General features: G+C 62.9%; 16 protein-coding genes. 3 read left to right on the top strand and 13 right to left on the bottom strand.

The genetic code is table 11. From position 1 onward, the window contains the following. Positions 1–360: 360 nt before the first annotated feature. On the top strand, positions 361–486 hold the full coding sequence (locus M529_RS50620) for a fumarylacetoacetate hydrolase family protein (protein WP_161626370.1): 126 nt from the start codon (positions 361–363) through the stop codon (positions 484–486). A 114-nt stretch (positions 487–600) separates the two neighbouring features. Here M529_RS50620 and M529_RS42540 read toward each other — a convergent pair whose 3' ends face one another. From M529_RS42540 to M529_RS42520, 5 genes are all read right to left on the bottom strand, one after another. Further along, positions 601–1,878: a 2-oxo acid dehydrogenase subunit E2 gene (locus M529_RS42540; RefSeq protein ID WP_021319324.1), complete on the bottom strand. Its 1,278-nt coding sequence runs from the start codon at positions 1,876–1,878 to the stop codon at positions 601–603. A gap of 3 nt (positions 1,879–1,881) precedes the next feature. Continuing rightward, positions 1,882–4,224, bottom strand: coding sequence for a transketolase family protein (locus M529_RS42535; protein WP_031295346.1), 2,343 nt, complete (start codon positions 4,222–4,224; stop codon positions 1,882–1,884). A gap of 90 nt (positions 4,225–4,314) precedes the next feature. Further along, positions 4,315–5,511 carry an acetyl-CoA C-acyltransferase gene (locus M529_RS42530; RefSeq protein ID WP_021319322.1) on the bottom strand — a complete coding sequence of 399 codons (1,197 nt, stop codon included), beginning with the start codon at positions 5,509–5,511 and terminating at the stop codon, positions 4,315–4,317. 36 nt (positions 5,512–5,547) lie between these two features. Continuing rightward, positions 5,548–6,723: an acyl-CoA dehydrogenase gene (locus tag M529_RS42525; protein ID WP_021319321.1), complete on the bottom strand. Its 1,176-nt coding sequence runs from the start codon at positions 6,721–6,723 to the stop codon at positions 5,548–5,550. A gap of 84 nt (positions 6,724–6,807) precedes the next feature. Then, on the bottom strand, positions 6,808–7,857 hold the full coding sequence (locus M529_RS42520; RefSeq protein WP_021319320.1) for an aromatic ring-hydroxylating dioxygenase subunit alpha: 1,050 nt from the start codon (positions 7,855–7,857) through the stop codon (positions 6,808–6,810). Between the two features lie 429 nt (positions 7,858–8,286). Between M529_RS42520 and M529_RS42515 the strand changes: the two genes are divergently transcribed. Together M529_RS42515 and M529_RS42510 are read left to right on the top strand one after the other, a co-directional pair. Continuing rightward, positions 8,287–10,008, top strand: coding sequence for an FAD-dependent monooxygenase (locus M529_RS42515; RefSeq protein WP_021319319.1), 1,722 nt, complete (start codon positions 8,287–8,289; stop codon positions 10,006–10,008). Positions 10,009–10,048: 40 nt separating this feature from the next. Then, a complete protein-coding gene (locus M529_RS42510; RefSeq protein ID WP_031295342.1) occupies positions 10,049–10,939 on the top strand; it encodes an SDR family oxidoreductase in 891 nt (296 codons plus the stop codon). A 42-nt stretch (positions 10,940–10,981) separates the two neighbouring features. On the opposite strand, the gene M529_RS42505 is transcribed toward M529_RS42510, so the two are convergent. The 8 genes from M529_RS42505 to M529_RS42470 form a co-directional block, all read right to left on the bottom strand. Further along, positions 10,982–11,620: a 3-oxoacid CoA-transferase subunit B gene (locus M529_RS42505; RefSeq protein ID WP_021319317.1), complete on the bottom strand. Its 639-nt coding sequence runs from the start codon at positions 11,618–11,620 to the stop codon at positions 10,982–10,984. Further along, entirely contained in the window at positions 11,617–12,330 is a 714-nt protein-coding gene (locus M529_RS42500) for a 3-oxoacid CoA-transferase subunit A (protein ID WP_021319316.1), read from the bottom strand. Before M529_RS42500 ends, M529_RS42505 begins: the two co-directional genes overlap by 4 nt. Next, the gene (locus tag M529_RS42495; protein ID WP_031295341.1) at positions 12,327–12,857 is read right to left on the bottom strand and encodes a VOC family protein; all 531 of its coding nucleotides are present in this window, start codon (positions 12,855–12,857) and stop codon (positions 12,327–12,329) included. Before M529_RS42495 ends, M529_RS42500 begins: the two co-directional genes overlap by 4 nt. After that, positions 12,854–13,699: a fumarylacetoacetate hydrolase family protein gene (locus M529_RS42490; protein WP_021319314.1), complete on the bottom strand. Its 846-nt coding sequence runs from the start codon at positions 13,697–13,699 to the stop codon at positions 12,854–12,856. Before M529_RS42490 ends, M529_RS42495 begins: the two co-directional genes overlap by 4 nt. Next, positions 13,696–14,985 (bottom strand): MFS transporter, encoded by a 1,290-nt coding sequence (locus tag M529_RS42485; RefSeq protein ID WP_040601129.1) that lies wholly within the window; start codon positions 14,983–14,985, stop codon positions 13,696–13,698. Before M529_RS42485 ends, M529_RS42490 begins: the two co-directional genes overlap by 4 nt. A 91-nt stretch (positions 14,986–15,076) precedes the next feature. Continuing rightward, the gene (locus M529_RS42480; protein ID WP_021319312.1) at positions 15,077–16,090 is read right to left on the bottom strand and encodes an NAD(P)H-quinone oxidoreductase; all 1,014 of its coding nucleotides are present in this window, start codon (positions 16,088–16,090) and stop codon (positions 15,077–15,079) included. A gap of 96 nt (positions 16,091–16,186) precedes the next feature. Continuing rightward, complete coding sequence (locus M529_RS42475) at positions 16,187–16,939, bottom strand: GntR family transcriptional regulator (RefSeq protein WP_021319311.1); 753 nt, start codon at positions 16,937–16,939, stop codon at positions 16,187–16,189. Between the two features lie 68 nt (positions 16,940–17,007). Continuing rightward, the gene (locus M529_RS42470; RefSeq protein WP_021319310.1) at positions 17,008–19,335 is read right to left on the bottom strand and encodes a TonB-dependent receptor; all 2,328 of its coding nucleotides are present in this window, start codon (positions 19,333–19,335) and stop codon (positions 17,008–17,010) included. Positions 19,336–19,410 lie beyond the last annotated feature (75 nt).

Here is a 19,410-nt window from a genome sequence, read left to right as displayed (position 1 = left end):
TCTATTTGCAATAGAGAGGCATAATCGTCGGCGCAAGGGTCATTAAATCCGAACGGGCCCACCCCCAGGGGCAGCTGTTAGCCGGCCGCATCCGAGGAGCGAAATTCGAGCTCTTAATGACCGGAATGGGTCGATGGTTGCCGGCAGCGTATGCCGCGTCGTGGGACTTTCCTGCCGTTCGTGAGGAGTGCGTCGAATGGCCGGTTTTGTCATGATGCCGTTGAAAAAGTCGCCTTTTGGTTGATGCGGAGGGTCCTGATTGAAACGGACGCGCGCGGATGCCCGACGTCAGGTCATGGCCGGCTGCCTGGCCAGGCTGATCTTGGCGAGCTTGCGCAGGTTTTGGGCGGCTGCGGCGAGATGGAATTCATCCTGGGCACCATTGGGTCCACGTATCTTTCGACCATCATACCCCTTCAGCCAGGCGATGTCGTCGCCACGGCCACCACGGGCGGCGTCGGCCTGTTCCGCGAGCCGCCAATTTGAATAAAGCTGGGCGACACGGTCGAGGTGGGGATCGATCGCATGGGCAGGCTTACCAACAGCATCAGGGACGAAATCGCCGCCTGACTCGACAATCCGAGAAGGAATGACGTGACGTCAGCTAACCATGAGAAGCGGCGCTTCGACATAGCGGCGAAAGGCGGCCATAAAAGCGGCCGCGACCGCGCCGTCAATCGCGCGATGGTCGAAGCTGGCTGTTGCCGTCACGACGGTGGCCAGGCCGAGCTGGCCATCGACCTTCCACGGCTGCTCGACCCCGGCGCCGATGCCGAGGATGAGAGCCTGCGGCGGATTGATCACCGGCACCATTTCGTCGATGCCGAACATGCCGAGGTTGGAGAGAGAGGCAGTGCCGCCCTGAAATTCCTCGTGCGCCAGCTTGCCGTCACGCGCCTTGGCCGCGAGCACCTTGCTCGCCTGGGAGATCGCCGACAGCGACAGCGCCCCCGCATCGCGTATGACCGGCGTGACAAGCCCTCCCTCGATCGCCACGGCCACCGCGATGTCCGCGCGGCCAAAGCGGTGCAGCGCTTCTCCGCCGAACTGCACATTGGCGTCGGGCACCTCGACGATGGCCAGCGCCATCGCCTTCAACACCATGTCGTTGACGCTGATCTTGATGCCGCGTTCGGCGAGAGCAGCATTCAGCTTGACTCGCAAGGCCAGCAGAGCATCGATGTTGCAACGCGCGGTCAAATAGAAATGCGGGATGGTCTGCTTGGATTCGGTCAGTCGCCGCGCGATCGTCCTGCGCATCGCGCTGAGTTTGACCGTCTCCACTGGCACCCCCGCCGGCGGCGGCGCGATGACGGCGTCGGCTGGCGCTGTATCCGCAGCAGGCGTGGCGGGATACGACGCAGTGAGCGGCACAACGCCAAGGTCGGATCGGGTGACGCGGCCATTCGCCCCAGTACCGACAATAGCGTCCAGGCGGATGCCCCTCGCTTCGGCGATGCGCTGGGCTAGCGGACTCGCGTTGAGCCGTTCTGATGGAGGGAGGCGTGTGAGCGGGTCGGAAACCGCCGGCGCGACTTCGGGTTGAACCGGCTCGGGCCACCACGCGGCGGCAGGCATCGGCGCCATAGCGGGGCCGGCGATCATGCCGGCCGCCGCAGGATCCGGCGCGGCTTCGTCTTCCCCAGCCAGCAGGGCGATCACCGTGCCCACGGCGACATCATCCGTCCCCTCGGCGACGACAAGCCCGGCGACACGGCCATCATCGGTGGCTTCAACCTCCATGGTCGCCTTGTCGGTCTCGATCTCCGCGATGAGATCGCCGGCTTTGACCATGTCGCCCTCGGCTACCAGCCATTTGGCCAGCGTGCCCTTTTCCATGGTCGGCGAAAGGGCCGGCATCTTGAGTTCGATGGCCATTGGTCAGTCCCCCAGGAAAAGTTCGGCGGCGGCCTCGACGATGGCGTCGGCATCCAGCCGGTAGGTACGATAGAGATCGGGCTGGTCGCCCGTCTGGCCGAAGCGATCCACGCCCAGCGGACTGACCCGCATGCCCGTCACCCCGCCGAGCCAGGATAAGGCACCCGGCGCGCCGTCGAGGACGGTCACGAGTCCCGCGCCGGGCGTCAGCACGGAAAGCAGCTTTTCCGCATGAGAAGGTTCGCTTTGCCCGCCCGACCAGCGCGCCGCCCGTCTCGCCGACCATCCGCGATGCAGTAAATCGGGCGAGGTGACGTTGAGAAGGCCGATCCCGGGGATATCCTCGGCCAGCTGCTCCCAGGCCGCCAGGGCTTCTGGGGCGACCACGCCGGTAAAGGCGATCGCGACGTCCGATCCGGGCGCCGGCTTGCACAGCCAGTAGCCGCCCCTGAGCGCATCGGCCTCCCAGTCGCGGTCGTCGCGATCCAGTTGTGGTATCGATCTGGTGGTCAGGCGCAGATAGACCGAGCTGCCCTCGGGACGCTGCATATAGTCGAACGCCCAGCGCATCATCAACGCCAGTTCATCGGCATAGGCCGGCTCGAAATAGGTGAGGTTGGGCTGGCCCATGCCGATCAGCGGCGTGTTGATCGATTGGTGCGCGCCACCCTCGGCGGCAAGGGTCAGACCCGACGGCGTGCCGATAAGCAGAAAGCGCGAGTCCGAGTAACAACCATAGTTGAGCGCATCCAGGCCGCGGGCGATGAAGGGATCATAGACCGTCCCGACCGGCAGCAGCCGCGTGCCGAAATGCGGCGCGGCAAGGCCCAGCGACGTTAGCATCAGGAAGAAGTTGTTTTCTGCGATGCCCAGCTCGACATGCTGGCCCGCAGCGTGCTGCGCCCATTTCTGGGCCGAGGGTATCTTCGCCTTGTGGAAGACGTCGGCGAGTTCCTGACGGCGAAACAGCCCGCGTTGGTTGACGAACGCCCCGAGATTGGTGGTCTGCGTGACGTCCGGCGCCGTCGTGACGATGCGGTCGGCAAGCTCTTCCCGGGATTTGGCGAGGTCAAGAAGAATGCGCCCGAACGCCCCCTGCGTGGATTGCTCGCCGCCCTCCGGAACCGGCAGGCGCGCGGGAACTGGCACGGGGGGTGCGACGGGTTCGGTATTCTTCCGAGCCAGCGGGCTCGAATCTACAAAAGCCTGGAGTTGCGTCGCGACATTGTCGCCGAGCCCGCCCCAAGGCTCCCATTCCTCCCCTTTCCTGATGCCCAGGCTGGCGCGAAACTGCTCCATCTGAGGCGGGTTCATCATGCCCGAATGATTGTCCTTGTGACCCGCCAGGGGCAGGCCATGGCCCTTCACCGTATAGGCGATGAAAAGCGTCGGCTTGTCGTCATTGGCGCCGTCGAAGGCCTCCACCAGCGTTTCGACGCAGTGGCCGCCCAGATTCGTCATCAGCCGCGCGAGCGCATCATCCTTGAAGCTGTCCAGCAACGTCCTGACATGCGGCTTGCTACCGATGTCGTTCAGCAACCGTTCCCGCCAGGCGGCGCCGCCCTGATAGGTGAGCGCGGCGAACTCCGCGTTGGGACAGCCGTCGATCCATTCTTCCAGCGACTTCCCGCCGGGCCGACTGAACGCCTCCTGCTGGAGCTTGCCATATTTCAGCGTCACGACCCGCCAACCGCAGGTCTCGAATATATCGTCGAACCGGCGGAACATGCGATCGGCCGTCGTCGCGTCGAGCGACTGGCGATTATAGTCGACGATCCACCAGCAATTGCGCAGGTCGTGCTTATAACCTTCGATCAGGCATTCGTAGATATTGCCCTCATCCAGTTCGGCATCGCCCATGAGAGCGATCATGCGACCGGCGTCTTCCTCCCGCACCTGTCCATGCGCGATCAGATAGTCCTGCACTAGCGAGGTGAAAGCGGTGATCGCGACGCCAAGACCGACCGAACCGGTGGAGAAATCGACGGGGATCGCGTCCTTGGTGCGGCTCGGATAGCTCTGCACACCACCCAGCCCGCGAAAACGCTGCATGCGATCAAGGCTCTGGTTGCCAAGCAGATAGTGGACTGCGTGCAGAAGCGGCCCTGCGTGCGGCTTGACCGCGACCTTGTCCTGCGGACGTAAGGCGTGGAAGTACAGCGCCGACATGATCGCGGTCATCGATGCGCAACTCGCCTGATGCCCGCCAACCTTCAATCCGTCCCGCTTCTCACGAATATAGTTCGCGTTGTGGATCATCCACGATGACAGCCAGAGCAGGCGGCTATCAAGCATTTCCAGGGTGTTGATAAGCTCTTCCTTGCGGCTTGGAACTAAAGTGGCCATGATCATATTCTCCAGGGATAGGAGCGCGTGACAGTGCAACGCGTGGCATCGGAGACGAGCGTCAGCGGCATATTGTGGCGGGGCTCAACTTTAGGGGATTTCAAACAGCCCGGCCGCGCCCATGCCGCCCGCCGTGCACATCGATACGACGACATAGCGCACGCCGCGCCTGCGTCCTTCGATCAACGCATGGCCAACGAGCCGACTACCGGTCATGCCGAAGGGATGGCCAACGGCGATGGCGCCCCCATTGACGTTATAAATGGCTGGATCGATGCCCAGATGGTCCCTGCAATAGAGGCACTGGCTGGCGAAGGCCTCGTTGATTTCCCATAATCCTATGTCCTCGATCCGCAGGCCCGCGCGCTTCAGAAGTTTTGGGATCGCGAAGACCGGGCCGATGCCCATCTCGTCGGGCTCGCAACCGGCCGCCTGGAATCCGCGATAGATGCCCAAAATCTCCTTGCCCTGTGCTTGCGCCTCGCTTCGCTCCATGATGATCTGGGCGGATGCGCCGTCGGAAAGCTGACTGGCGTTCCCGGCCGTGACATGCTTGCCCTCCTTCACCACCATGCCGTCCTTGAAAACCGGACGCAGCCCCGCCAGCCGCTCGGCTGTGGTATCGCCCCTGATCCCTTCGTCCTGCGTGACGGTGACCTGTTCCGTTCCGGCCCGGTTGCCGTCCGCATCGTAGAGCGCCTTGTCGACGGTGATCGGAACGATCTCCTCGCGGAAGGCGCCATTTCGCAGTCCGGCGAAGGCGCGCTGCTGGCTGATGGCAGCGAATTGGTCCTGCTGAGCGCGACTGATCCCATAGCGTTCGGCGACGATTTCAGCGGTTTCGATCATCGTCATATAGGCATGTGGCTTGAAATCGGTGACCGACATGTTGTGGTAGGGCGCAGCCGCCTGCTTCGTCGTCAGGCTGATCGATTCCATGCCCCCCGCCAGCGCGACGTCGATGTCTCCGGCGATGATCGAGCGGCTCGCCAGCGCGATGGCGGTCAGGCCCGACCCGCATTTGCGATCAAGCGTGAAAGCGGGCGTTTCGATAGGCAGGCCTGCCGCAAACACGCTCATGCGCGCCAGATTGGCGCCCTGCGTGCCCCACTGGTTGCCGGCTCCGAAAAAAATGTCATCGATCTGCCGGGGATCAATGCCCGCGCGGTCGATCGCGGCGTGCATGACGTGGCCGCCGAGAACAGGCGCTTCGGTAGCGTTGAAATATCCGCGATTGGCCCTGCCGATTCCGGTACGGGCGGTAGAGATGATGACGGCTTCCCGCATAAAAGACTCCAGAGGTGCGTGTCGGCGAGCGGTCGATCAGAAGGCGGCGATGCCGGTGATCGCCCGGCCAAGGATCAGCGCATGCACGTCATGCGCGCCCTCATAGGTATTGACGGTTTCCAGGTTCATCGCATGCCGCATGACCTGATATTCCGCCGAGATGCCGTTGCCGCCATGCATGTCGCGGCTCATGCGCGCGATATCGAGCGCCTTGCCGACATTGTTCCGCTTGAGGAGGGAGATGAGCGGCGGCGCGGCGCGTTTTTCGTCCATCAGCCGGCCCACGCGTAGGCAGGCCTGAAGGCCAAGCGTGATCTCGGTCGCCATGTCCGCGAGCTTCTTCTGGTATAATTGCGTGGCGGCCAGCGGCCTGCCGAACTGATGCCGATCCAGGCCATATTGGCGCGCCGCGGCATAGCAGAATTCAGCCGCGCCCATCGCGCCCCATCCGATCCCGTAACGCGCCCGGTTGAGACAGCCGAATGGCCCCTTCAACCCCTCGACGTTGGGCAGCAGCGCATCCTCGCCCACCTCCACGTCATCCAGGACGATCATCCCCGTGATCGATGCGCGCAAGGACAGCTTGCCCTCTATCTTGGGCGCCGACAGCCCCTTCATCCCCTTGCGCAGCACGAAGCCTCTGATCGCCCCGCCATGGGCGTCCGACTTTGCCCAGACGACGAAAATGTCGGCGATCGGCGCATTGGAAATCCAGGTTTTGGCCCCATTGAGCAAATATCCGCCGTCGATTTTCACCGCTCGCGTGGTCATGCCGCCGGGATCGGAACCGGCATCGGGTTCGGTCAGGCCGAAGCAGCCGATCCATTCCCCCGACGCCAGCCGAGGCAGATATTCCCGCCGCTGTGCTTCGGAGCCATAAGCGTGGATCGGGTGCATGACGAGGCTGGACTGCACGCTCATCATCGAACGGTAGCCACTGTCGATCCGCTCGATCTCACGAGCGATCAGGCCATAGGAGACATAATTCGCCCCTACCCCGCCATATTCGGCCGGCAGGGTCGATCCCAGCAGCCCGAGCTCCCCCATTTCGCGGAAGATGGCGGGGTCCGTTTTCTCCGCAACAAAGGCATCGAGAACGCGCGGCGCGAGTTTTTCCGACGCATAGGCGCGCGCCGTGTCACGTATCATCCGTTCGACATCGGTCAGTTGGTCATCGAGCGCGAAGAAATCCTGGCAGTCAAACTCAGACATCCGCATCCTTTCTCTTTATAGTGAACGCCCTGGCGGGAAGCCCCTCCCTGCCGAGCCGCGCCTGCGAATATTGTCAGGCGACGATCATGCTATTTCGTCGGTCATGGCGTCCGCATCAGCATGCCCGCCTTCGCCGTTCTCCGCCGCGATCAGCCCTTCGACGATACGCCGGCAGCGCGTTCCGGCGAAGTCCGTCGCGAGATACAGCGGCTTGAGAGAGAAGAAGGCCTTGCCGCCCATATAGTCCTGGCACGCCGCCATCATGGGCTCGTCTTCGGTGGTGAACGCGTTGGTGATGATGGCGACGGTCTGCTCGTCGATCGAGCGATCATCCATCAACCGATTGCGCGTATGCATCCAGAAATAATGCGTGCTCGTGGCCGTGGCTGGCGTGATCAGGTGGACGTTGCGTGTCACGGCGCCAGCATCGGCATCCTCCCCACAGGCCGTCATCGCGAGCTGCTGGCGCACAATTCCCGGCGCGATCCATTCGATGTCGGAATGATAGTCGCCGACAGGCTGATCGAAATAGAGCGCCTGACTCGACGGCGTCGGTACGCCGCGCATCACGGTGTGAACAGCCACCGAATGACTGGTCGCTTCGTTGGTGCTCTCCCGCTTCGCGCGCGATGGCGAGAGCGTTCCCGCATGGATATAGGCCGCGTGGCTCAAATCCGTCAGGTTATCGAGCACCAGCCGATAATCGACGTCCATCATGATGTGGCCGCCCACGATCGGCCGGGAGCTGCGGTCGATCAAGTGCAGGTCCGGGAGCGAGGAGGGATCGGCCGCTTCCGGATGTCCCATCCATATCCAGATCAGCCCATCGCGCTCCACCACGGGATAAACCGGAACCTTCGCCGCGCCTGGAATTCGCCCATCGCCATGCGGATTATGAACGCAGCGCCCGTCCATGCCGAATTGCAAGCCGTGATACGGACATTCGATCCGGTCGTCGATCACGGAGCCCTTGTGCAGCGGCGCAAATCGATGGGGGCAGCGGTCTCCCATCGCGTGCGGCGCTCCGCTCGCGTCTCTCACCAGCAAGACCGGTTGGCCCAAGATCCTCCGCGCGAACGGTGCCCCCATCTCGCTTGCGAAGGCCGCGCAATACCAGCCGTTAGTGATGAACATGGACGCCCTCCTCTGTGCCTGCAATCTTTTACGGCATGCCATATACTAAGTAATAGCAGGAGCATTGCAAGGATTCTTATTGCAAACTGGCATTTTGGCATGCCATATGGCTTAGAGATAGCGTGAGTGGCGGACTTGGATTTAGGAGAAGGGATGAGAGGAAATGCAGCAGCGACTGGCAATCTCGTCGGAATGTTTGGCGTGCTCGGCTGCTGTAAAGGGGCAGCCCCGCCCAGCCGATGAGCGACATAGGCTCTGGCGCAAACGTCCCGACTTCCCTGGTCTCGGGAACCGCGATGGCCACGGCCGCTAGCCTGCTGCGAGAACACGCGCATCGTTCGCACTGTCATCTGGCGCGATTGCTCCACTCCACCACCATCGCGGAATTCCCCGTCCCGGGGCGACGGCGATTTAGGAAATGAAAGTCCAATGTCGATTGAACCACTTGACCTGCTTATCGTAGGAGCCGGCCCGGCGGGCCTTCTCGCCTCCTGCATCGCCTCCAAACTCGGCCTCTCACACAGGGTGGCAGAGGCCCGCTCCGGGCTCCATACCGAGCCTTCGGCCCATGTTCTCAAAACCCATACGATGGAAATATATCGTCGCATCGGGATCGCGGACAAGATTTCCTGTCTCAGCACCCCGGTCGAGCTCCAGCGCTGCATCCCCTGGTGCGAGAGCATCGGCGGCCTCACTTATGGCAGGCTGGACCTTACCGGCAAGAAGGGCCGGGTCGCCCGTTTTACCGACATCAGCCCGGTCCACTCCGAGAATCTGCCGCAGAGCTTGCTGGAACCCCTGCTTCATGCCCGCGCAATCGAACTGGCCGGAGGCGTCGACCCGGTTCATTTCAACAGCAAGTTTCAAACCTATACCGAAGAAGACACGCTGGTCAGCGCGACTATTCTAGCCAACGGCCGGGAGGAAACGGTCCGCGCGCGCTATCTGATAGGCGCGGACGGCGCCGCCAGCGGCGTTCGCCGGGCAGCCGGCATCCCGATGGAAGGGCCGTCCCTTATCGCTCAGTTTCTAGCGATTCACATCAAGTCCGATATGCGTCCGTTTCTCGAGCGCAATCCGGGGGTCGTGTTCTTCGTCCGATCGATCGGCCGCGAGGGCTTCTTCATCATGCACCAGCCCGTTGGCTCGCAGGTCTTCATGATGCGATACGATCCCAAAGTGACACCCTTTGAAAGCTTCGACGAGACAAAGTGCAAGGCCATCATGGACGAAGTGATGGGCGCGCCGCACGCCTATTCGCTGGCGGCGATCGATACATGGGCCATGTCGGCGCAGATCGCCGCGCGGTACCGCAAAGGCCGGGTCTTCCTGATCGGCGACGCCGGGCACCGCTTTCCGCCGACAGGAGGGCTGGGTCTCAACACAGGGGTCGAGGATGTCGAGAATCTGATCTGGAAGTTGGGCGCGGTGTTGCGCGGGCAGGCCAGCGATGGATTGTTGGACAGCTATGAGGTGGAATGCAGGCCGATAGCATTACGCAACACCGCCCAGTCGGTCAGCAATCATGCGCGCACCCGCGAGGTTGACGACGCCCTGGGTTGTCAGGACGGCAATGATATATTCGCGACCGCGATACGAGAGCTGGCCTCATCACCGGACCATCCCCGGCGGTTGGCGGTCCAGGCCGCCATCGACGCACAGGTCCGGCACTTCGCCTTCCTCGAACTGGAGATGGCCGCCGTAGCCGCGAAGGGCGCTTTCATCGAGCCGAAGCGGGCGATTGCTCTGCCAGTGCCCGATGAAGAAGGCTATCAACCCTGCTTCGCGCCGGGGCATCCTGTACCACATCTCTGGGTCGAGCCGGAGCGATCGACGATCGATTGCCTTGCCTTCGATCGCTTCACCCTGTTTGCGCCCGAGCAGCACAGCGCGATGTGGCAGCGCGCCATAGCCGCGCTCCCACGTGGCGGAATGCCCGTCTCCTTAGTGCCGCTCCGCCGAGATGCCCGGTCGGAAAAGGCCAGCGCGGCGGACTATTGGGGTGAGACGCCTTTCGCTCTGCTGGTGCGTCCCGATGGACGGATCGCATGGGTGGAACCTGGAACCTTGCCGGATGCGGGCGCCGCGTTGGCCAAGGCGATGACGTGTGTTCTCGCAGGGACGATCGTCGACATTAAGGAGGCGGCGTGATCGGCTCGGTCGGCTGAAACATCAACCCGGGAGAGTGAAAATGAAGATATTGGTGACCGCTGCGGGCGGCAATCAGTCACGAAGGTTGATCCCCAAACTGTCGGCAATGGGACATCAGGTGCGGGCCGTCCGCGTGTCGGGCGACAAGGAAGCGGAAACGCGAGCGCTGGGTGCCTCGGAAGTGCTTATCGGCGATCTTACCGACGTCGACTTCTACACCCGCGCGCTCGAGGGTTGCGATGCCGTCTATCATATCGGGCCGGCAGGGCGCTGGACCGAACTGGAGATGGGACACTCCATGATAGAAGCGGCCCGCCGTTGCCGCACGCCGCATGTGGTGTTCAGTTCGGTGCTCCATTCGATTATCGACATCGTCCAGCATCGCTTTAAGCGGGACATAGAGGAAAAGCTCTATGAATCCGGCCTTCCCTATACCGTGCTCAAGCCGTGCGACTTCATGATCCCGGCCATGCAGTTCGGCCCGGTCCTCGCGACCGGCGAACTCAGGGTGTTCTGGAAAGTGCGCGAAGGACGAAGGGGATCGCTGATCGACGTCGAGGACCTGACCGACGTCGCCGCCAAGGTTCTGGTCGAGGGGTCCAGGCATTTCTATGCCAGCTATGAGTTGTCGGGTACGGACAAGCTGACCTCGCGCGAAATGGCGCGGATATTTTCGCGCGTGATGGGCAAGGAGATTCCGGTCGTCCAGAGCAATGTGGACGAAGCCATCGCGCACCGATGGGGTTCATCCGAGATCACGCCACAAAATCAGGGCATTCACCGCGTCCTGACATCCATCGCGGCCTGGTATTCTGATCATGAGTTCGTCGGCAATTCCAACATCCTGGAATGGTTCCTGGGCCGCAAGCCAATAACGTTCGAACAATATCTGCGCCGGGAATTGCCGCTGCTCGGTGTGCCGGTGACCTGATCGGGCGGGCGCGCCGGAGCAAATCCGCCGCGCCCGGACCTGCTATGCGGATCCTTCGATCGGCGCGCCGGTCTGGCGGCGGATATCGTCGACGGTGACGCCCGGCGCCATCTCGACGAGGCGAAAATGATCGCCCTTGGGGTCCAGGACGCCCAGATCGGTGTAGATGCGGTCGATGACGCCACGGCCCGTAGCAGGCAGGGTCAGTTGGGACAGCAGCTTGGGACTCCCCGACCGGGTCACATGGGACGTGATGACCCGCAGGCTCTTAGCACCAGCGGCCAGATCCATGGCGCCGCCGACCGCCGGCACTCCGTCCTTGCCGCTCGACCAGTTGGCGATGTCGCCCGTGCACGCCACTTCAAACGCGCCCAGAATGCAGACATCGACATGGCCGCCCCGGATCATCGCGAAACTGTCGGCATGATGGAAAAACGCGCCGCCCGGTATCAGCGTCACCGGCTTCTTGCCCGCGTTGATGAGGTCCATGTCCTCCTGCTCGGGATCGGGGCTTGGCCCCATGCCCAATATCCCGTTCTCGCTGTGCAGGATGATCTCGAAACCGGGCGGGATATGATTGGCGACCCGTTCGGGCTGGCCGATGCCCAGATTGACGAAAGAGCCTTCCGGGATATCGGCGGCGGCGCGCGCCGCCATCTCGTCGAGAGTCCAGCCGCTCATGTTCTCTGCCCCGCCGCAAGCTCTTTGATATGCGCCCGTTCGCTGATCGGATCGGGAATGTGCACCACCTTCTGCACGAAGATGGAGGGCGTCACGATCGCTTCGGGGTCGATCGCGCCCAGAGGTTCGACCCGGCACACCTGCGCCACGGTCAGATCGGCCGCCGTCGCCATCGCCGGCCCGAAATTTCTCGCTGCCTTCCGATAAATCAGGTTGCCCCAGCGGTCGCCCGCCTCCGCCTTGATCAGCGCCACATCGGCCCGGATCGCCTGTTCCAGAATATGGGGTCGCCCGTTGAACATGCGGCTTTCCTTGCCCTGCGCCAGGTCGGTTCCCGCCGCCGTCGGCGTGAAGAAGGCGGGAATGCCCGCACCGCCCGCGCGAATACGTTCGGCCAGCGTTCCTTGCGGAACCAGTTCCAGCTCGATCCTGCCCTGCCGGTAAAGCCCGTCAAAGACATAGCCATGCGCGCTGCGGGGATAGGAGCAGATCAGCTTGCGGACGCGCCCCCGCTGAATCAGCCGCGCCAGCCCTATCTCGCCATTGCCGGCATTGTTGGTGACTAACGTCAGCCCGCTGGCGCCTTGGTCGATCAATGCGTGGATGAGTTCGGTCGGGCTTCCCGCCTCGCCGAATCCGCCGATCAGGATGGTCGCGCCGTCCGCAACGTCGCGCAGGGCGTCGGCGGCGGCGCAAATCTTGTCGATCATTGGATTTCGTCGGCGCGGCGCATGATGGATTCGATCGGTTCACCCGAATCCAATCGCCGACGCAACGCATCCGGATCGACTTCTAAGCCGACGGGGTTGTTGGCGAACGCATCGCCCGTCATCCAGATCTTGGCGTCTTCGGCGTCCTCGAAACGATCGACCTGAAATTCGATGTCATTGCCGTCCGGATCGGCATAATAGCAGGAGATGGTGAGCCCATGGTTGATGACTCGCCAAGGCTTGATCCCTAGCGCAAGCAGCCGATCATGATTGTCCAGCAGCTCGCGCAGGTCGCGATAGGCAAAGGCCGCGTGATAGAAGCCCACCGCTGGCTCCTTGGGTCTGGCGGCGAAAGGTCCAGCGGCGACCAGGGCGATACGATGATGTTCCTTATCATAGGTCAGGAAGGCGATGCGATCATTGCCGAAGACGACGTGAGCGTCGAGGACGGTGCAATACCATTGCTGCATGGCCGGCAGATCGTTGGTGCGAAAAACGATATGGGCCAGTTTCATCGGGGCTGTCATGCTTGCACCTCTTCGATGATCGGATTGGACAGAAGGCCCAGGCGGTCGATCTCCACCTCGACGCGATCGCCCGGTTTCATCCACAGCGGCGGCTTGCGAAGCGCTCCGACGCCACCGGTGGTGCCAGTGGCGACGACATCGCCGGGCTGGACCGTCCATATCTGCGAAATATAGGCGATCAGATCTTCGACGCCGAACAGCAAATCGTCGATGTCCGCCTGCTGGACGACCTCCCCGTTCAATCGGGTCGTCAGCTTGAGCGCGTTTACGTCGCCGACCTCGTCCGGGGTCACGAGCCAGGGGCCGAACGCGCCCGATCGCTCGAAATTCTTGCCGGGCAGGAACTGAGACGTGTGCCGCTGGAAATCCCGGATCGACCCATCGTTGAAACAGGCATAGCCAGCAACATGCTCCAGCGCACGCTCTTTAGGGATGTGCCGGCCCGGACGACCGATGACGAACGCCAACTCCCCCTCGAAATCGAAGCGTTCCGACAGCGACGACTTTTCCATGGGCGCGCCGTTCGCCACCAGCGAGCTCGGATATCTGGGGAAGAGGATGGGATAAGCGGGCGTATCGTTGCCCGTCTCCGCGATGTGGCTCTTATAGTTGAGGCCGATGCAGATGATGCGGCCGGATCGGGGGATCGGCGGCAGGGTCGTCACATCCTCCTCCGCGAAGTCGGCGGGCAATCCCTCCAGCGCGCGGAGCGGTGCGGGATCGGCGAGCAGGGAAGTGAGGTCTGGATAGTCGGGCAGACGGCCGCCCGCGTCGATGACGCCGCCCTCTTTCAGCAAGCCATATCCCTCACGCCCGTTGCGGGCAAAGCTGATCATTTTCATAGGCTCGTCTCCTGTTGCGCGCGGGGCGTCAAATGGATGGCCGCATAGCGCCGCGCATAGGCGGGGCGGCCGATCAGAAAGAGAATGATGGAAAGCATTGCGGCGCCGACCACCGTCACAGCTACCGCCTGCCCGATCCGGCTGGGGTCATGGAACAGATGATCGCTGATCAGAGGCGGTACGATGGGGCCGATCGTCAGGCCCGCCAGCGATATGGATACCAGATAGAATGCGGAGACCTGCCCGCGAAAGCGGTTCGGCACGACCAGCTGAAGCGCAGCGGACGCTGAACCGATCGGCAACGCAACCGCCATGATGAGGAAGGCGAAGGCAGTTGCGGCCAGTTGCGGACTCGGCGCGCCGACGGTCAGCAGCGTGCCGAGCGCGATGCCCACAGACCCGATCATGCCGACGATCAGGGGGGCGTCGCCCCTTTTGGCGGCGAACAGCCGGTCGCTCAGCATGCCTCCGCCGATCAGGCCGACGCCGCCGCCGATCAGTGTCGACACGCCCAGCAGCAGGCCGACATGGGCAGGCATCAGATGATGGTGGCGGCCAAGAAAGGCAGGAATCCAGTTCAGGAGCGCGTAAAGGGAGCTATTGTGGCACGCAAATCCCAGCACGAGGCTGGCGAATAGCCGCCGTTCGGAGACGATGAAGCGCGCCGTCTCGCCGATCGACGGCATGGCCGTCTCCGCCGACACATCGAAGTCCGTGCGCCGGGGCTCTCTGATAAAGCTAAAACCGATCGCTACCACCAGACCGGGGATGCCCACGCAGAGGAAAACCACGCGCCAGGGCGCGGCGGAAGGAAGAAAGGCGAGCGCGCTCAGATCTGCAGTCTTCAGCCAGTGCAGCAGTGCGCCGCCCACCAGCAGGGCGAGGCCCGATCCCAGATAAACGCCCATATTGTACACGCCGAGCGCCAGGGATAGGTTTCGCTTGGGCACGACGTCGGTGATCATTGAATAGGCCGCCGGCGACAGCGCCGCCTCGCCAATGCCCACCCCGGCCCTCCAGGCGAACAGGGCCGCGAACGATGACGCCGTTCCGCAGGCCATGGTGGTCAGGCTCCACAGGATGATGCCGGCGATGATCAGGTTCCGCCTGCTCCCCCGATCCGCCAGCCGGCCGAGCGGTATGCCAAAACCAATGTAGAACAGGGCGAAGGCCGTGCCCTGCAACACCCCGAACCGCGTGTCGTCTATCCGCAGCTCGGCCTTTATCGGCTCGACCAGCAGCGCCAATATCTGACGGTCGATGAAAGACAATGTCAGGGCAAGCATCAGCGCTAGCACCAGCAGGGCCGCACGTCGTGGTGTCGTCACCCGTTCGCCGCCCCTCTCCTGCCCATCGGCCTTCGCCAGGCTCGCCATGTCAGGGCTCCCCGACCAGCAGGGCGACCTTGCCGATGTGGCGACGCTTCTCCAGGCAGGCGATCGCGTCCGCCGCCTTGTCCAGCTGGAAGGTGCGATCCAGCATCGGTTCTATGCGCCCCGATGCGACATGCGGCCAGATTTTCCGCTCCAGTTCCGCCGCGACCTGCGCTTTGAACGCGTTGCTGCGCGGCCGCAGCAGGCTGCCGCCCACGGTCAATCGCTTGCGCATCAGCTGCCGCAGGTCGATCTCGGTGCGAAAGCCTCTCGCTCCGCCGATGAACACCAACCTGCCGCCCTCGGCCAACGCCGCTATGTCCTTTTCCAGATAGTCGCCCGCGACGATGTCCAGGATGACGTCTACCCCCCGCCCCCCGGTCTCCGTCTGGATGACCTCCGCGAAATCCTCCGTTTCGTAATCGATCGCCCGCGACGCCCCCAAGCGCGCGCATAGTGCCACCTTCGCCGCCCCCCTTGCCGTCGCGAAGACCCTGTGCCCGAGGACGGAGGCGATCTGGATCGCCGCCACGCCGATCCCACTCGTCCCGCCGTTCATCAGGAAGCTTTCGCCCGCCGACAGGCCGGCATCGACAAAGACGTTGCTCCAGACGGTGAAGAATGTCTCCGACAGCACCGCCGCCTCGGCCCAGCCGAGCGCGCCGGGGATCGGCAGGCAGTTGCCTTCCGGCGCCACGGCGAATTCCGCGTAGCCTCCGCCACGCAGCAGGGCGCAGACCCGGTCACCGGCCTTCCAGCGGGTAACGTCCGGTCCCGCGTCCACGACCGTGCCGGACACTTCTAGTCCGGGCAGATCCGTTTCACCGGGCAGGACCGGGTGCCCGCCATTGTGTACTTGATGCACGTCATGTCCGTTGACGCCCGCCGCATGGACGCGGATCAGCACTTCCCCAGCGCCCGCCACCGGCACCGGCCGGGTCGTTGGCGCAAGCTCGAAATGATCGCCGATCCTGCGGATTTCCACCGCCTTCATCGCCGACGCGCCTGCCTTGTTCATGCTTTCACTCCTTGGCCATCGCGCAGCCCGAATTTTTTTGGAGCGAACGATTGCATCGTCGCCCTGCCTTCGCCCCCGACGGACCGGCCAACCACATCAATCGCCATCCACAGCCATTTTAACTTTTCGCCTCCGCTTGGCTGGCTCGCGGTCCGTTTGCGCCCCAGCCTTGGCCCCCATGTTCAGGAGCCTGCCCAAATGCTCGCGGGAACGGTGCATATGTTCGCGCATCAAAAAATCGGCGCGCGCCGATTGCCCCTGCCGGATCGCGTCCATGATGTGCATGTGGTCGCTGTGCGCGTCGCACATGCGCGCATGGGCGTCGTCCCGCTTGTCGCTGGTGAACATGATCGCGACCGGCGCAACCAGCGGCATGCGCGACATGAAGGCGTGCACCTTTTCCAGGGTAGGCAGACCCGCCGCCTCGATCAGCGTCCGGTGGAAGGTTTCGTTCGCCAGCGACCACCGCCGCATGTCGTCCGCCCCGCACAGCCCCGACCGCACCAGCGCGTCTCCTTCACGCACGCACGCTTCCAGCTTCTCAAGCGCGTCGGGAGATAGGCCGCGCTCGATCGCCGTGCTGGCCGCCAGCCCTTCCAGCGCGCCGCGCACGTCGAAGGCGGACAAGATATCGTCGATGCTGAAATCATTGACGATGAAGCCCTTGTTGGGGGAGCCGGACACCAGCCCCTCCGCCTCCAATATGCCCAGCGCCACGCGCACCGGCGTGCGCGATACACCGAGCGCCGCCGCCAAATCCCGTTCGGTCACGCGTGACCCGGGAGGCAATTCCCGCGCGACGATCATCTCCCGCAGCTTCAGGGTAACGGCTTCTCCGCGTGTCGACATTGATCCACTCCTTTCGGGCGCGCGCAACAGATGCGGCCGCGAGTCGAGTAGCGCGGAAACGGTCATTTTCAAAAACGCGCCGACAATTGCGCGCCAAAGCGCCGCTGCGCCTCCCAGGCGGGCATTTGGTAGAAGCTGTTGAAATTCTGCCGGACGCGGGCGACGAAATTCTCCTTGAACAGGTTTCTCGCATAGAAAGACAGGGTCCAGCGCTCGTCCGACGGCCCCACCCCCACGGTCAGGTTGAAAAAGCCGTAAGGATCCTGCACTTCGCCCGGATTGCGGGCAGCTTCGTAATAGGTGCGACTGCGAAAGGAATAGTTGCCGCCGATGAAACCTTTAAAGTTGTCGCCAAGCGCTGTCTGGTACCGCGCCGACGCATTGAAGCTCCATTTGGGTGATTGCGCCAGCGTCCAGCCATTCAGCGTCTGCACCCCGCCCACGCAGAAGCCGGGCTGCAGGGCGCTTCCTGCCGGCAGCGTCGGCTGCGTGGGATAGCAGGCCGCATTGTTGAAGTCGGTGTAACGCGCGTTGATATAGGCGCCGTTGATCCCCAAGGACAGACCGGCCGTCGGACGCGCTGAGATGTCGAATTCGACACCGCTTGATTTCAGTTCACCCGCATTCTGGATGACGAATATCTGCGGGGTCGTGGGCAGGCCGACGGTCGTCTGGAAATTGCTGAAGATCGAATGGAATGCTGCCACATTGACGGTCAGGCGCCGGTCGAAAAATTGCGATTTGATCCCGATTTCATAGGATTTGGCGATCTCCGCATCCACCCGCGTATCGTTGACGACAGTACCGGCCGCCAAGGTCTGGGTCAGGTTGTAGCCGGGAGCCTTGTAGCCGCGCGACGCGGTGGCGTAGGCCATGACATCGCGCGCCAGATCGGCTTGGACGCCGACGCGATAGGAGGTCGCGCTGTAGCCCCGATCCTTGGGCGTGTAGGCGAAGACGCTATTGCTCGCCGGAACCGGGCCGGCATCGACGCCGATCCTTGAACGGTCCAGCGAACCGCTGATGGAGTCATGCGACTGCCGCACGCCAGCGATGATGCGAAGGCCCGGTGTGATCCGATAGGTCAATTCGCCGAACGCGGCGATGTTGCGTAGGGTGTTGTCGACCTGGATACGTCGGCCATAGGAGGAAACGCCGGGCACCGGCACGCCGAAGAAGGTCTGGTGCTGCACGTCCTTGTCGCTGAAATAATAATAGAACAGACCCGCGACAAAGCTCAGCGGCTGGTCCGTTGGCGATGCGACCCGCAACTCCTGCGTGATCTGGTGATAGATTTCCTGATCGTCCAGCCGCAGCAAACGGACGAGCGGCGAGGTCGACAGGAAAGGGTCCATCTGGCCACTGCTGTTGACCTTGCGATAGGATGTCACGGACGCGAGCGAGTATCCGCCGCCCAGATCGACATCGATCAATCCGGTCAGATAATAGTTTTTCGCAGCGGCACGGGGCCGAGGTCCCGGATCGGCGACCAGATTGGTCGGCGACGGAACGATGCCGCGCGATGTCTCCCATGCTTCCACGATTGATCCGAACGGCGGCGTGTTGTTGAACTTTCGATAGGTGAAGGCCGTGCCATGCTCGTCTTTCCCGTCGAACTGACCCATCAGCGTGATGCGCACCCGATCGGACGGCGCGAGCGTCAGGGCGGCGCGGAAACCATAGCTGTTCTTGTCGAGATATTCGCGCCCATCCAGCCCCTTCACGAAGCCGTCATGCCCAAATCGCCACGCACTCATCCGCAGGGCTGCCTTCTCGCCAAGGGCCATGTTGACGGTCGCGTCGATATTGAACTCGTTATGGGAGCCGTAGGACAGGTTGATCGCGCCGCCATTGACGCCCAGTTCGGGCTTGCGGGTCACGATGCTGATCAGGCCGGCCGTCGCGTTCTTGCCAAACAGCATGCCCTGAGGGCCCTTCAAGACCTCGACCCGCTCGATATCGACCAGATCGGATATGCTGCCGCCCACCCGCGCCAATGGCACGCCATCGACAGCGACGCCAACCGAAGATTCAAGCGTGGAGGCGAGCGCATAGGTGCCCACGCCGCGGACATAAAAGCTATTAAGCTTGGACTCCCCGGATGGAGAGAAGGATATGCCCGGCACCGTCTGCTGAAGCTGGATGGTGCTGACGACGCCAGCCTCTTTCAATATCTGTGGAGCGATGGCGACGACGGATATCGGCACCCGCTGAATGCTTTCGGACCTCTTGTTGGCGGTCACGACGATATCCGCGACACTTGCATCCGCTTGAGCGTCCGGAGCTGTCGGCGACACATTCTGGTTGTCGACTGCTGCCTCAGTGGCCCCGGCACGGGTTGTCGCCATTGCCAGGATTGCGGTGCCGATCATCAATGTCTTGCGCGAAGGCTTCATCTCTCTGCCCCTCCAATATGCCGCGTCTCTCTGGACGGTGCACACAGCTTATGGCATGCCATATTAGGATTATGC

The organism is Sphingobium ummariense RL-3 (genome assembly GCF_000447205.1).
Classification (GTDB): Bacteria; Pseudomonadota; Alphaproteobacteria; order Sphingomonadales; family Sphingomonadaceae; genus Sphingobium; species Sphingobium ummariense.
The sequence above is the reverse complement of the archived record's forward strand: the minus strand, read 5'-3'. Positions and strand labels throughout refer to the sequence as shown.